General features: G+C 65.2%; 13 protein-coding genes. 4 read left to right on the forward strand and 9 right to left on the reverse strand.

The annotated features are described in order from the left end of the window. Positions 1 to 11: 11 nt before the first annotated feature. The 4 genes from FHW64_RS05885 to chrA all read right to left on the reverse strand — a co-directional run bounded on the left by FHW64_RS05885 (position 12) and on the right by chrA (position 6990). Complete coding sequence (locus tag FHW64_RS05885; protein WP_184523911.1) at positions 12 to 2894, reverse strand: 2-oxoglutarate dehydrogenase E1 component; 2883 nt, start codon at positions 2892 to 2894, stop codon at positions 12 to 14. Positions 2895 to 3203: 309 nt separating this feature from the next. Next, positions 3204 to 5108: a propionate--CoA ligase gene (locus tag FHW64_RS05890; protein ID WP_184523913.1), complete on the reverse strand. Its 1905-nt coding sequence runs from the start codon at positions 5106 to 5108 to the stop codon at positions 3204 to 3206. Between the two features lie 164 nt (positions 5109 to 5272). After that, entirely contained in the window at positions 5273 to 5710 is a 438-nt protein-coding gene (locus FHW64_RS05895; RefSeq protein WP_184523915.1) for a hypothetical protein, read from the reverse strand. 59 nt (positions 5711 to 5769) lie between these two features. Then, positions 5770 to 6990, reverse strand: coding sequence for a chromate efflux transporter (chrA, locus tag FHW64_RS05900; RefSeq protein ID WP_184523917.1), 1221 nt, complete (start codon positions 6988 to 6990; stop codon positions 5770 to 5772). Between the two features lie 85 nt (positions 6991 to 7075). On the opposite strand from chrA, the gene FHW64_RS05905 reads away from it, so the two are divergent. Further along, entirely contained in the window at positions 7076 to 7783 is a 708-nt protein-coding gene (locus FHW64_RS05905) for a VIT family protein (RefSeq protein ID WP_184523919.1), read from the forward strand. A gap of 9 nt (positions 7784 to 7792) precedes the next feature. On the opposite strand, the gene FHW64_RS05910 is transcribed toward FHW64_RS05905, so the two are convergent. From FHW64_RS05910 to FHW64_RS05925, 4 genes are all read right to left on the reverse strand, one after another. Next, entirely contained in the window at positions 7793 to 8260 is a 468-nt protein-coding gene (locus FHW64_RS05910) for a glycine zipper 2TM domain-containing protein (RefSeq protein WP_184523921.1), read from the reverse strand. A 105-nt stretch (positions 8261 to 8365) separates the two neighbouring features. After that, complete coding sequence (locus tag FHW64_RS34685) at positions 8366 to 9112, reverse strand: winged helix-turn-helix domain-containing protein (protein WP_311733258.1); 747 nt, start codon at positions 9110 to 9112, stop codon at positions 8366 to 8368. Between the two features lie 57 nt (positions 9113 to 9169). Continuing rightward, positions 9170 to 9550, reverse strand: a complete 381-nt coding sequence (locus FHW64_RS05920; protein WP_184523923.1) for a TraR/DksA family transcriptional regulator — start codon at positions 9548 to 9550, stop codon at positions 9170 to 9172. Positions 9551 to 9571: 21 nt separating this feature from the next. Next, on the reverse strand, positions 9572 to 10225 hold the full coding sequence (locus tag FHW64_RS05925; RefSeq protein WP_184523925.1) for a BON domain-containing protein: 654 nt from the start codon (positions 10223 to 10225) through the stop codon (positions 9572 to 9574). A gap of 193 nt (positions 10226 to 10418) precedes the next feature. Between FHW64_RS05925 and FHW64_RS05930 the strand changes: the two genes are divergently transcribed. Further along, positions 10419 to 11261, forward strand: a complete 843-nt coding sequence (locus tag FHW64_RS05930) for a universal stress protein (protein ID WP_184523927.1) — start codon at positions 10419 to 10421, stop codon at positions 11259 to 11261. 24 nt (positions 11262 to 11285) lie between these two features. Further along, positions 11286 to 11501, forward strand: a complete 216-nt coding sequence (locus FHW64_RS05935; RefSeq protein ID WP_184523932.1) for a hypothetical protein — start codon at positions 11286 to 11288, stop codon at positions 11499 to 11501. 21 nt (positions 11502 to 11522) lie between these two features. Here FHW64_RS05935 and FHW64_RS05940 read toward each other — a convergent pair whose 3' ends face one another. Next, the gene (locus tag FHW64_RS05940) at positions 11523 to 12344 is read right to left on the reverse strand and encodes a universal stress protein (RefSeq protein ID WP_184523934.1); all 822 of its coding nucleotides are present in this window, start codon (positions 12342 to 12344) and stop codon (positions 11523 to 11525) included. Between the two features lie 108 nt (positions 12345 to 12452). Between FHW64_RS05940 and FHW64_RS05945 the strand changes: the two genes are divergently transcribed. Beyond that, on the forward strand, positions 12453 to 13934 hold the full coding sequence (locus tag FHW64_RS05945; protein WP_184523936.1) for a trypsin-like peptidase domain-containing protein: 1482 nt from the start codon (positions 12453 to 12455) through the stop codon (positions 13932 to 13934). Positions 13935 to 14010: the final 76 nt, after the last annotated feature.

The following is a 14010-nucleotide window of genomic DNA, read 5'->3' on the forward strand; positions in this document are numbered from 1 at the left end:
GCGAGTTCTTCTTACTTAGTCAGCACGAAGCCCTTGAGCTTGCCGAAGGCCCCGTCGACGAGTGCCTTCTGCTGTTCCTGGTGCAGGTGCGAGTAGCCCACTGCAGGCGATGCCGAAGCGGCACGGCCGGAGTAGCCGAGCTTCTGGCCTTCCTGCATGTTTTCGTGGATGTAGTGCTGCACGAAGAACCACGCACCCTGGTTCTGGGGCTCGTCCTGCGACCAGACAACATCGACCAGATTGGGGTACTTCTTGAGTTCTGCGCCGAACGCCTTGTGCGGGAACGGGTAGAGCTGCTCGACGCGGATGATCGCCACGTCGTCGGCGCCCTTCTCTTCGCGCTTCTTGGCCAGGTCGTAGTAGACCTTGCCCGAGCAGGCGATGACGCGCTTGACCTTCTCGGCCTTGAGATCCTTGACGTCCGGAATGACGGTCTGGAAGCCACCCTTGGTGAACTCCGACAGCGGCGAGGTCGCGTCCTTGTTACGCAGAAGCGACTTCGGCGTCATGATGATCAGCGGCTTGCGCAGGTTGCGCACCATCTGACGACGCAGCAGGTGGAAGATCTGGCTGGCCGTGGTCGGCTGAACGACCTGCATGTTGGTGTCGGCCGACAGCTGCATGAAGCGCTCGAGACGCGCCGAGCTGTGTTCCGGACCCTGGCCTTCATAGCCGTGCGGCAGCATCAGCGTGATGCCGTTGACGCGGCCCCACTTCACTTCGCCAGAGGCGATGAACTGGTCGATCACGACTTGCGCGCCGTTGGCGAAGTCGCCGAACTGCGCTTCCCAGATCACGAGCGTGTTCGGGTCGTTCGAGGCGTAGCCGTATTCGAAGGCCAGCACGGCTTCTTCGGACAGGATCGAGTCGATGACGACGAACGGAGCCTGGTTGTCGGCCACGTTCTGCAGCGGCACGTAGGTGCCGACGTCGAACTTCTCGCGGTTCTGGTCATGCAGCACGGCATGGCGGTGCGTGAAGGTGCCACGGCCGCAGTCTTCGCCCGACAGGCGGATCGGGTAGCCGCTCGCGACCAGCGAGGCGAAGGCCATGTGCTCGCCCATGCCCCAGTCGACGTTGACTTCTCCACGACCCATGGCCGCGCGGTCGTCGAGCACCTTCTTGACCAGCGGGTGCACGGTGAAGTTCTCCGGTGCCTTGGTGATGCGCTCGGCGAGGCGCTTCCATTCGGCGAGCGGAATCGCGGTGTCGCCGGCATCTGTCCACTTCTTGTTGAGGAACGGAGCCCAGTCGACCGCGTACTTGCTCTTGAAGTTGGTGATGACCGGATCGGTGGTGTTCTTGCCTTCGTCGAAGGCCGCGCGCTGCGCCTTGACCAGATCGTCGCCGAGCGTGTCGCCGAGGCCCTGGGCCGCCAGCCTGTCGGCATACAGCTTGCGCGTGCCGGGGTGCTGGGCGATCTTCTTGTACATCAGCGGCTGGGTGAGCGCCGGGGTGTCCTGCTCGTTGTGGCCGAGCTTGCGGAAGCAGACGATGTCCACGACCACGTCCTTCTGGAATTCCATGCGGAATTCGAGCGCGAGCTGCGTTGCGAGCACCACGGCTTCGGGATCGTCACCGTTCACGTGCAGCACCGGTGCCTCGATCATCTTGACGATGTCGCTGCAATACAGCGTCGAGCGGCTGTCGCGCGGGTCGCTGGTGGTGAAGCCGATCTGGTTGTTGATGACGATGTGCACCGTGCCGCCGGTGGAGTAGCCGCGCGTTTCAGCCAGCGCCAGCGTTTCCATCACGACGCCCTGGCCTGCGAAAGCCGCGTCGCCGTGCACGATCACCGGCAGCACCTGCTTGCCGAGCGGGTCGGCGCGGCGGTCCATGCGGGCGCGCACCGAGCCTTCGACCACCGGATTGACGATTTCGAGGTGCGAGGGGTTGAACGCGAGGCTCAGGTGAACCGGGCCGCCAGGGGTCGAGACGTCGGAGCTGAAGCCCTGGTGGTACTTCACGTCGCCGCTCGGCAGGTCTTCGGGGGCGGTGTGGTCGAACTCGGCGAACAGGTCGGCGGGCAGCTTGCCCAGCGAGTTGACCAGCACGTTCAGGCGGCCGCGGTGGGCCATGCCGATGACGATTTCCTGCACGCCACGGGCGCCGGCCTGGTTGATGAGCTCGTCCATCGAGACGATGAAGCTCTCGCCGCCTTCGAGCGAGAAGCGCTTCTGGCCGACGTACTTGGTGTGAAGGAAGCGCTCGAGGCCTTCAGCGGCGGTGAGGCGGTCCAGCACGCGCTTCTTTTGGTCGGCGGTGAGCTTGGGATTGGTGCGGGCGCTTTCCAGCCTTTGCTGCCACCAGCGCTTCTGCGCCTGGTCGGTCATGTACATGTACTCGGCGCCGATGGTGCCGCAGTAGGTTTCGCGCAGCGCGTTGAGCAGGTCGCGCAGGGACATCGTGTCCTTGCCGAAGAAGGTGTTGCTCGTGTTGAACACCGTCTCGAGGTCAGCGTCGGAGAAGCCGTAGAACGAGGGCTCGAGTTCCGGAATGGCAGGACGCTCGGCGCGCTTGAGCGGATCGAGGTCGGCCCAGCGGGCGCCGACGTTGCGGTAGGCGGCGATCAGTTGCTGGACGGCGGTGCGCTGGCGGCCGAGTTCGGAATCGGCGCCACTGGCCTGAACGACCTTGGTGGTGCCTGCCTTGGCGCGCTCGGCGAAGGCGTTGATGACCGGGAGGTGGGGAACGTCCTTGGTGTGGCTGCCGTCGGTGGCAGGCACGTTCTGGAGGGCGTCGAAGTAGGCGCGCCAGTTGTCGGGGACGCTACCTGGGTTGGAGAGGTAGTTTTCGTACATCTCTTCGACGTAAGGCGCATTGCCACCGAAGAGGTACGTATTGCCTTGATAGGCGGTGTAGACGGACGAAGCCGACGACGAAGAATCGCTCATATTGCGCTGACCTTCGCTTCCCTGGGGGAAGCACGAGCTGGTTAAGAAACCTTCCGCGACACGGCTGAACCGATTGGCGGATGCGACTGTGGCTGGGGAAGGGCCTGAGTACGGCTGCGAAGTATATGGGTAAACCCCCAGGCTCGCGCACTGCGTGTCGCTCTCCACCCCCTTGGTAGTGTTGCTCGCCCCCAGGCTTGCTCACTTCGTGTAGCCGCCACCCCCTACCGGGGGCAAATCCCAGCGGCCCGGCGGAGCCGGTTCCGCGGGATTTCTGGTTTTGGGCGCGTCAGGTCACGCCCTGTTGCGTTAGAGCAACTGTTTGATCTGTTCGAGCGTGGTCGGGTCGTCAATCGTCGTCAGGTCGCCGGGGTCACGGTGCTCGCAGACGGCCTGGATGGCTCGGCGAAGCAGTTTGCCGCTGCGGGTCTTGGGCAAGGCGGTCACGAAGCGCACCCGCGCCGGCCGGGCTAGTGCGCCCAGGTCGTCAGAGACCCGTTTCATGATTTCGCCTTCCAGGCGCAATGCCAGATCGGCATCGGAGACGGCCCCGGCTTCCTTGGATACGACGAAGGCCAACGCGACCTGTCCTTTCAGTTGATCCGCGACGCCGACCACCGCCACTTCGGCGACGCTCGTGTGTCCGGAGATGCTTTCCTCGATCTCGCGCGTGCCGAGGCGATGGCCGGCGACGTTGATCACGTCGTCGGTGCGGCCCAGGATGTAGTAATAGCCGTCCTCGTCGCGGATGCCCCAATCGAAGGTCGAATAGACCAGCTTGTCCGGGATGCTCTTCCAGTAGGTGTTGACGAAGCGCGCGTCGTCGCGCCAGACCGTCTGCATGAAGCCGGGCGGCGTCGGGCCTTCGATGACGACCACGTCCTTCTCGTTGGCGCCTGTGAGCTCCTCGCCGGTGGATTCGTGGAGGATCTTGACCTTGTAGCCGTACATCGGAATGCCGGGGCTGCCGAACTTGCTCGGCGTGCGCTCGACGCCGTTCGCCACGGTGAGGATCGGCCAGCCGGATTCGGTCTGCCAGTAGTTGTCGATGATCGGCACGCCCAATCCATCGCTGATCCAGCGGGCGGTCGGTTCGTCCAGCGGCTCGCCGGCCAGGAAGAGCGCGCGCAGGCTCGACAGGTCGTATTTCTTGAGCAGCGCCGGGTCCTGCTTCTTGAGCACCCGCACCGCGGTCGGTGCGCTGAACATCACCGTCACCTTGTACTTCTCGACCAGCCGCCACCAGATGCCGCCATCCGGCTGACGGTCGATGCCCTGCGTGGGAAGGCCCTCATACATGATGGTCGCCATCCCGGCGATCAGGGGACCGTAGACGATGTAGCTGTGGCCCACCACCCAGCCGATGTCGCTGGTCGAAAAATACGTCTCGCCCGCGCGGCCGTCGAAGATGTGCTTCATGCTCGCCGCCAGCGCCACCGCGTAGCCACCCGTATCGCGCTGCACGCCCTTGGGCTTGCCGGTGGTGCCACTTGTATAGATGGTGTAGCTGATGTCCGTCGCATCGAGCCAGGTGCACGGCACCTGCGCATCCATATGTTTTTCGCGCAAGCTGGCTGCCAGATGGTCGCGCCCTTCGGTCAGGTCCATGGGTGCGAGACCGCGGTCGACCAGCAGCACGGCCGACGGCTTGTGCGACGACAGGCGGATCGCCTCGTCGAGCAGCGGCTTGTACGCGAGCACCTTGTTGCCGCGCGAGCCCGCGTCGGCGCTGACGATGACTTTCGGCGTTGCATCCTCGATGCGCGACGCCAGCGAACCGCTCGCAAAGCCGCCGAACACCACGCAGTGGACCGCACCGATGCGCGCACAGGCCAGCATCGCGAACGCTGCCTCCGGAATCATCGGCATATAGATCAGCACGCGGTCGCCCTTGCCCACGCCAAGCTCCATCAGGCTCGCTGCGGTGCGCTGGACTTCGGCATGAAGCTCGTCGAAGGAATAGGTCTTTTCGACGCCCGTTTCGGTCGAAACGAAGATCAGCGCCGGATGATCGCCCCGCTCTGCGAGGTGCCTGTCGACCGCGTTGTGGCAGAGGTTGGTCGTCCCGCCGGCGAACCATTTTGCGAAAGGCGGATTGCTGGCATCGAGGATCTGCCCGGGCGGCGTCTTCCAGTCGATGAGCTTCGCCTGCTCGTCCCAGAAGGCCTCCGGCGCTTCGATGGAACGGCGATAGAACTCTGCGTAGCGGTCCATATAGGTTGTCTCCTAGTTCAGATTTTCCGAATGCCTGAAAACTGAATTCATAATTATTGGCAGCCCGCTTGCGGGGAACTGACAAGGCCCGAAGTGGTGGCATCGGATGGACGCCCCTACCCACAACGGCATCAACGTACGAAGGTGGAACTTGCGACGCGACGTCAGCCGCTGGGCATCTGCGCGCAAGTCCCGGTGCCGATCGACCCTCTCATATCCACGAACGAGAACCTGTTCGCGTCACGGGGCTCCTTGTTGCCGGTATAGATCCTGAGCACGATCACCGAGCCACCGGCAGGTTCGATAAAGAGCGCCGTCGCAGAGTCGTTGGGGTCGTCACCCCTTTGCCGGACCTGGAAGTTCAGTCTCCACACGGTGCTTCCGGAACTCAGGTAGCGAACCGATCCAGTGGCCTCGTCATAGAGCAGCATTTCACCCACGCGCTGGAAGTGCATGAGGATCGGATCTTCTTTCTGCGGCTCGAGCGCGCCGCCCGGCTTGACCTCGTAGACATGGCGAAGGGTGCACCGCCAGACGGCCGCGTGCGCCGACACGCCCCACGAGGCAAGCCATACGACAAGCAGCAACCGAGAACAGACCATGAGGCACCTTCGGGCGGGTCCAGGTGCGCACCATTCTGCCTGCGCATCAGCGCTTCGGCTCAGCCAAGAAAGGCCCAGCCGGCCACAGCCGCCAGCAGCACCACGAGGAGCGGCGACATGCGGGCGTAGACGAGCAGTGCGAACGCCGCAAGCGCGGCGGCGAAGTCGGCCCGGGTGTGGATCGCGCTCGTCCAGACCGGGTCGTACAACGCGGCCAGCAGGATGCCGACCACGGCTGCATTGATCCCCGCCATTGCCGACTGCACGGACGCCTGCCGCCGCAGGGCATCCCAGAAAGGCACCGCCCCAACCACCAGCAGGAACGCCGGCACGAAGATCACGACCAGCAACGTGAGCCCGCCTGTCCAGCCTGACAGCGGCCCGTGCATCACCGCGCCCAGATAGGCCGCAAACGTGAACAAGGGACCGGGCACGGCCTGCGCCGCGCCATAGCCGGCCAGGAACTGCTCATTCGTGACGACCCCAGCCGGGACGACGGTCGCCTGCAACAAGGGCAGCACCACGTGGCCGCCACCGAACACGAGGGCGCCGGCACGGTAGAAGCCGTCGATGAGCATCCACAACTGCGACCCGGTCGCCAGCGCGATGAGCGGGAGACCGATCAGAAGCCCGAAGAAAACCGACAACGCGACAACGCCCGAAGTCCTTGAAACCCCATAGCTCCGATGGGCGACTGGCTGCTGCGGTGGCAGCTTCAACATGCGCCACCCGACGAGTCCCGCGATCACGATGGCGATGACTTGCGACATCGAAGTCGGAAGCACCAGGACCAGCAGCGCCGCGACGACGGCGATGGCGGCGCGTGCGCGATCCGGGCACAGGTTCCTCGCCATGCCCCAGACCGCTTGTGCCACCACAGCGACTGCGGCGACCTTCAAGCCGTGCACCGCACCGCTTCCGGCAAGCGCTCCCGAATGCTCGATGCCGTAGGCGAACGCGATGAGAGCGATGGCGGATGGCAATGTGAATCCGCACCAGGCAGCCAATGCGCCGAGCCAGCCGGCGCGTGTGAGCCCGATCGCCAACCCGACCTGGCTGCTGGCCGGACCGGGAAGAAACTGGCAAAGGGCGACGAGGTCCGAGTAGCTGCGCTCGTCGAGCCAGCCACGACGCTCCACGATCTCGGCACGGAAATAGCCCAGGTGCGCAACCGGACCACCAAAGGAGGTCAGCCCGAGCTTCAGAAAGGCAAGCAGCACCTCGAGGGCGCTGCCATTCTCGCGCGCGGGTGCGGTGTCGTCGTGGGTCTCAGGGGGCATGTCCGCAGCCCCACATCAGGGTCTGTTCAGAAGGGCCCGACATTATGCGGGGCACCCCAGTCGACATGAAGGTCACGAAGTCCCGATGAAGTCACACCACCACCGCGTGCACTCCGAACGGCATCGCACGGAACACATCGGCTGGCTGCGCGCCGCCGTACTCGGCGCCAACGACGGCATCATCTCCACCGCTAGCCTGGTCGCAGGAGTTGCTGCCGCACAGGCGAGTCACGGCAACATCATGACGACAGCAATAGCTGGCCTCGTGGCGGGCGCCATGTCCATGGCGGCCGGCGAATTCGTCTCGGTGCACTCCCAGGCCGATACAGAAAAGGCCGATCTGGAACGGGAGCGCCAGGAACTGGCGACGGACACCGAAGCAGAGCATCGCGAGCTGACCGCGATCTATGTACGCCGGGGGCTCGAACATGGGCTTGCCAGCCAGGTCGCGACGCAGTTGATGGCGCATGACGCACTCGGTGCGCATGCGCGCGATGAACTCGGCATTTCGGATGCACTGAGTGCCCGCCCGCTTCAGGCGGCAATGGCGTCCGCCGCAAGCTTTGCCGTGGGCGCAGCGATGCCGCTCACCGTCGTCGCGCTGGCACCCACGCATTCACTACTGCAGTGGACCGTCGTCAGCGCCATGCTCTTCCTTGCTCTGCTCGGCGCGATCGCAGCCAGCATCGGCGGTACGCCCGTGGCCAGGAGCACCCTGCGCGTGACCCTGTGGGGCACATTGGCCATGGCGGTGACGGCGGGCGTGGGCATGCTCTTCGGCAGCACACCTTGACGCCGGCTTCTACTTCTTCTTGCTGCCCGTCGCCTGCAGCGAGTCGCCCTTCACGGTGACTGCCTGTCCGACCGGTGGCGCGGAGGTCGTTTGAACCGTGCGCATGGATCCGTCCTGCATCCGCACGCTGACCTCGTAGACCGTCTTCGTATTCTTCTTTTTCTCGACCGTGTTGCCGGCATAGGCGCCACCCGCTGCGCCTGCGACGGTAGCGACGGTCCGTCCCCTGCCGCTTCCGACCTGGTGGCCGATCACGCCGCCCACCACACCGCCGGCGACGGCCCCGACGCCCGAGCTGGGTTTGGCGCTCTTGACCTGCCGCACGGATTCAACCTTGCCGCAGGTGGAACAGGGTTTGGGCGGCGCAGCGGCGGGCGCCTCTTCTGCGCGCAACGCTGGAGGCGCAGCCAGCAGCGCGACGAGCGCGCAGATAGGGAAGGCCAAGGCGCCACGCGGCCTGGGTGAAGTCGATGCCATGCGGACCCCCTTTCCACTCCTGGTGCGAAGGCACCGGGCGCATCCGGAATCATCGCCAACGCACGCTGCCTGTCAACGAAGCACGACCGCCGAATTTGATCGCGATCAGGTGACCTCGACTTTCGCGACCAGGATGTAGCCCGCGCCGCGCACCGACTTGATGATCTGGGGGTTCGCTGGGTCTGGCTCCAGTTTGCGGCGCAGACGCCCAATCTGGACGTCGATGGTCCGGTCGAAGGGGCCCGCTTCGCGCCCACGGGTGGATTCGAGGAGGAAGTCGCGCGTCAACACGCGGTTGGGGTGGGTCGCCAGAACGCCCAGTATTTCGAATTCACCGGTAGTGAGCGAAACCTCGATGCCGCTGGGGTCGAGCAAGCGCCGCGCCGCCATGTTCAGCTCCCACCGTGCAAAGCGCAGCACCTGCCCGCTCGGCGCAGGCATCGGCGGGGCGACGGCTGGAGCGATCGGAAGCGGCGGCGCCGTACGCCGCAAGACAGCCTTGATGCGGGCCAGCAGCTCGCGCAGATCGAAGGGCTTGGTGACATAGTCGTCCGCGCCAACTTCCAGGCCCACCACCTTGTCGATCGCGTCGCCGCGCCCGGTCACGATGATGAGGCCGCAGTGCCAGTGCTCACGCACGGCGCGCGCAATGGCGAATCCGTCTTCCCCCGGCAGACCGAGATCGAGCAGCAGCAGCGCAGGCGCATCACGGGCCATCAGGGCCATTAGTTCACGGCCCGAATGCAAGGCGCTCACGCGAAAGCCCTGAGCCGTCAGATAGACGGTCAGCATCTGGGTAATCTCTGTCTCGTCGTCGAGAACGGCTAGGTGTGGGGCGGTAACACTGTTCACGCAGCGATCGTAGTGGCACCTCTCTCGCGCATCAACCGTGCCGCGTTCAGCCTCGATTCAGCCGTGGCGCTTGCGCTCCCACGCCACCTGGCAAGCGTTGCAGCGCAGCGCCGTGGGATAGGCCATGAGCCGTCCCCGCGGAATGTCTTCGCCGCAATCGACGCATACGCCGTAGCTTTCCTTCGCCATTCGCCGCTGGGCTTCTTCGATCTCCTCCAGGCGCTGGCGATCGATGTCGATCTCGGCGAAGCGCAGGTCCTCGCTGCGCTCCTCCTCCGCGTCCTCGGCATTGTTGTGGACCTCATGTTCGTACGAGATCCTTTCCTGGAGCTTGTCTATCGGATCGGTGCGCCGGCGCAGTTCGTCGAGCGTGCGCTGCTTCAGCGCTTCGAGTTGCGCGCGTAGTTGATCGCGGTCTTCGGATGTCAGTCGGGTCATGGTCCAGCCTCGGGCAGTCAATCAGGATTCCACCAGCAGGTGGTTGATCACGCGTCCGACACCTGGCGCGGCCATGGCAGCACCCTGCGCCGCTCGTCGCTCGGCCCACGAATGCACCTTGCCCGACAGCGTGACCACGGCGTTGTCCACCACTATGTCGATGTGCTGCGATTCCCGATGGGCCTGGCGCAGCAGCGCTTGTTCGATGTTCCTCTGGATGTCGGCGGGACTGAACAGCGGGCGCACCGCAATGCTGTTCGTGATACCGGCGACGCCCACCAGCGACTGCACGGCCGTCTCTGCCGCATGGCTCTGGTAGGCCCATTCGACCTCGCCCTCGAGCGTGATCCAGCCGTTCTCCACCCGCGGGCGGATCTTGCCGTCGGGCACCAGCACATGCCATAGAAGTGCACGCTCGGCGGCGTTTGCCAGGTCCTCATCGGCGCGCTCGTGGCCCGTGGGCATGTTGACGGTCATCTCCATCGCAACGGCGCGCACGCCATGCACGCGTTGGACCGCCCGTTCGACCGCGCGCTTCTCCGCGTAGCTCGTCAGCGTCCCGGTGAGATTGACCACCCCGTCCTTCACGGCCACGCCGATACCCGTCGAGCTGATTGCGGGATCGAAGTCGAGCTCGGCCAGAACATCGCTTCGGATCATTGCATCGGTTTTCATGAGACACCTTTCGCATGAGACAAACGAGGCGCGAACTCCCCGCTGCAGATCAATGTAGGGAAGACCTCGAGGTGCAAGCTTGTTCTGGATCAAACGCCGGTGTGACAGCTGCAGATTGACGCAGATCAACCGGCGTTCCTGCCGACGCGCCTAGCATGAAAGCCATCGCCCACCTCGATAAGGAAGGACGGCCGTGAGCTTCAAGACGATCCTGATCCACCTCGACTACAGCGGCCGTTGCGCGGCCCGCATCGATTTCGCCGGCGCAATGGCGAACGAACATGGCGCGCATATCGTCGGACTGCTCCCCACGGGCCTCTACGAGGCATCGATCCCGGCCGGCATGATCGATTCGGGCGCCAAGGACTACATCGCCGAATCCGCCGCGTATCTGAAGCACCGGGCCGAAAGAATCGCCGACAACTTCCGAACCCATATGAAGACATGGCGATCGGTCTCCTTCGAGCTGCGCCAGGTGGAGGGCCTGGCCACCGATGCCCTGATCGAACATGGGCGAACCAGCGACCTGGTGGTGCTCGGGCAGGAAGGCGGCGATATCCGGACGGACACGCCCTCCCACGGCCTCGTCGGCGAAGTGATGCTCAGCCTGGGACGACCGGTGCTGGTGGTGCCATACGCAGGTGAGTTCAAGGCCAACCCGCGTCGCATCGTGGTCGCGTGGAACCGCTCGCGCGAAGCGGCACTCGCGTTGGATGCCGCCCTGCCCTTGCTCAGGCGCGCAGACCACGTGACGCTGCTGCAGCTCGCCGGAACCAGCGAAGACGTTCGCGACGAGACTCTGCTGCAACTTCATCTGGCGGGCTGGCTCGACCGGCACGGCGTCGCGGCGACGATGGATCGCCTCGTCTGCGATGTGCCGATGTCCGATGCATTGCTGTCGCGCATCTGCGATCTGCAAGGCGACTTTCTTGTCATGGGCGGCTATGGCCACTCGCGCGTGCGCGAACTGGTTCTCGGCGGCATGACACGCGGAATCCTCGAGCACATGACCGTACCCGTGCTCATGGCGCATTGAACATTCCCAGCGAAGAGTCCCAAAATGAATCAACCTGAATCGTCCGAAGTACGCCCTCAAGACGCGTTCCTGCTTTCCGCCGTCGGGTGGCAACACCTGATTCAGGATTCGATAGGGAAGGTCCAGCAGGCGCAACTCCACGCCTGGGGAGAGATGGCGCAAACCTTCGTCGCCCTCTACCAGGATGCCTGGGACTGCTGGACCGCCCGGTTCGGCGGTGGCGTTCCCCTCGATGGCTGAAGCGTCATCCGCGCTGCGGCATCAATGCGCCATCAGGACCGGCAAGGTCATCGACTGGAGAATCGAGCGCGTCGCGCCGCCCACCACCCATTCGCGCGCACGGCTGTGGCCGTAGCAGCCCATCACCAGCAGATCCGCACTCACGTCCGCCGCGAGCGACAACAGGCGCTCACCGATCTCCGTGTCGTCCCTGCCGCCCACACGCACCGAAGCATTGACGCCTTGCGCGCGCAAGTAGGCTTGCAGGCTGCCCAATGAGGGTTCGGCCGCCTCGCCGTAGCCAACCACGTGCACCGCGCGCGCCCGGGCCAGCCAAGGCAGCGCGGCCGTCACGGCACGCGCGGACTCACGTGTTTCCTTCCAGGCGATGAGGACGGTTTGCCCCACCTCCTCCACCGTTCCCGCGTAGGGCACGATCAACGCGGGCTTGCCGCATTCGACGAGCACGCTGGACACGAAGTCCGGCGGCAGGTCGGCTGCATCGGGGTCCTCTTCATTGCGCTGGCCGATGACCAGCAGATCGGCATAGAGCGCCCGCCGGGCAAACGCCCAAGGCTCGTCGCCGGCTGATTCTTCCCAGCGCAGGCGCGGCGACCCGGCGGCTGCCTCCATGAAGAGCGCGAGCGCCTTGTCCCGACACTCCTTGTCGAGCTCTTTCATGATGCAGATCGCATCGGGTGCCGAAGTCAATGCGAACGGATAGCGCATCAAGGCCGTCAGCGCGCATGGCAGCCCCGTCACCTCCGCTTCGAAGGTGTCGGCCAATGCCCTCGCTAGCCGGATACGCACCGTGGCGCGCGGAGAACTGTCGAGATGGAGCAGGATGGATTTCGGGGTTTGCATGGCGGTTGCTTTTGATGCCGTTGGTCGTGCCCCAGTCTGCGACCCGGTTCGGCGCGGGGCCTTGATCCAGCGCAAGGCCGCCCGCGTCCTCGCCGTTGACCATGAGGCATGCACCTCCCCCGTTTCCGCGTTCGCCTCGCACTCCTTGCGCTGGGCTGTCTGCTCGGCGCCTGCGCATCCGAGGGCCCGCGTTCGACTGCCCAGTTCACCAGCACACCCGCCTCCGCGGAGTACGCGGTGCCGACCGCGCCCGCGTTTTCATCGCTCGTAGCCAGCCGTCGTGCGAGCGTGGTCGACATCAGCACACTGGCGATCGGGCGCCAACACGGCGAAGCGGCCAGCGAGGACGTCGAACTCGAATTCGAACCCGAGATGGACTTCTCGGACCAGCTCGCGCGCCCCCTACCAGCCAGTGCCCGCATCAGCCAGATCCGAGACCTGGCCTCCGGCGTGACGCTGAGCAGCGACGGCTTGATCCTCACCGCCGCGCACGTCGTCGCCAATGTCGACGAGATCCGCGTGCGGCTGGATGACGGACGCATCTACTTCGCACACGTGGTCGGCATCGACCGCCCCACGGACGTGGGATTGCTGAAGATCGATGCGAAAGGCCTCACGCCGGCACCCATCGGCGATTCGTCCACGCTCTCGCCCGGCGACTGGGTCGCGGCCATCGGGGCGCCCTTCGGCTTTCACGGCAGCGTGACCGCAGGGGTCGTGAGCGCGGTCGATCGATTCATCGGCGCGGCCGGCGTGCCCTACATCCAGACAGATGTCGCCATCAACCCGGGCAGTTCGGGCAGCCCGCTGTTCAACAGTCGTGGTGAGGTCGTTGGCATCAACTCGCTGATCTACAGCGGCAGCGGCGGCTTCATGGGGCTGTCCTTCTCGGTGCCGATCAATGCCGTCATCAAGGTCGCTTCGGAACTCAAGGCGACGGGCTACGTGCGCCGGGCACGCATCGGCGCCGAGTTCCAGGAAGTCACGCCGGCGCTGGCACAGGCCTTCGGCCTGTCCGATGCCGCGGGCGCGCTCGTCGTTCGCGTGGACGCGCGTGGCCCCGCGCAGGGCGCCGGTCTGAAACGCGGCGACGTCGTGACCGCATTGGACGGGGTACCCGTCGCCCGCTTCACGGACCTCCTGCAACGGATCGCCACGCAGCCACCACGCAGCCGGCATCTTCTGGACGTCTGGCGCGATGGCGGACCGCTCCCGATCCAGGTCACGCTCTCGGAAAGCGTGCCCCGGGAGAGCGTCCTGCGACCGGACAACCTCGACGAATGGGCCGATGGGTTGGGCCTCACGCTCGGCGAGTTGCCGATAACGCAGCGCGCGCAATTCGGCATCGACGGCGGCCTCATGGTCCGCGAAGCCGTCGGTGCCGCGCGCAGCGAGGGCCTCCGCCCCGGCGACATCGTCGTGGCCCTGAATGGCGCGCGGCTCGACCATGTCGATGACTACCGGCGCGCGGTGGCGAAGGTGCTTCCCGGCCGCAACGTCGCGCTGCTGGTGATGCGCGACAGGCGGCTGGTGTACGTCGCGGTGCGTCGCCCCTCCCTGGCGGAAGTGTCGGTTCGGCCCGTCGATTGAGCCAGATCAAGCCCGTCTTGCCCGTGTCGGCCTACATTGATTCCAGCGCGGTGCAATCGGCCCGCGCGACATCAGT

The organism is Variovorax sp. Sphag1AA, from assembly GCF_014192575.1.
GTDB lineage: Bacteria > Pseudomonadota > Gammaproteobacteria > Burkholderiales > Burkholderiaceae_C > Variovorax.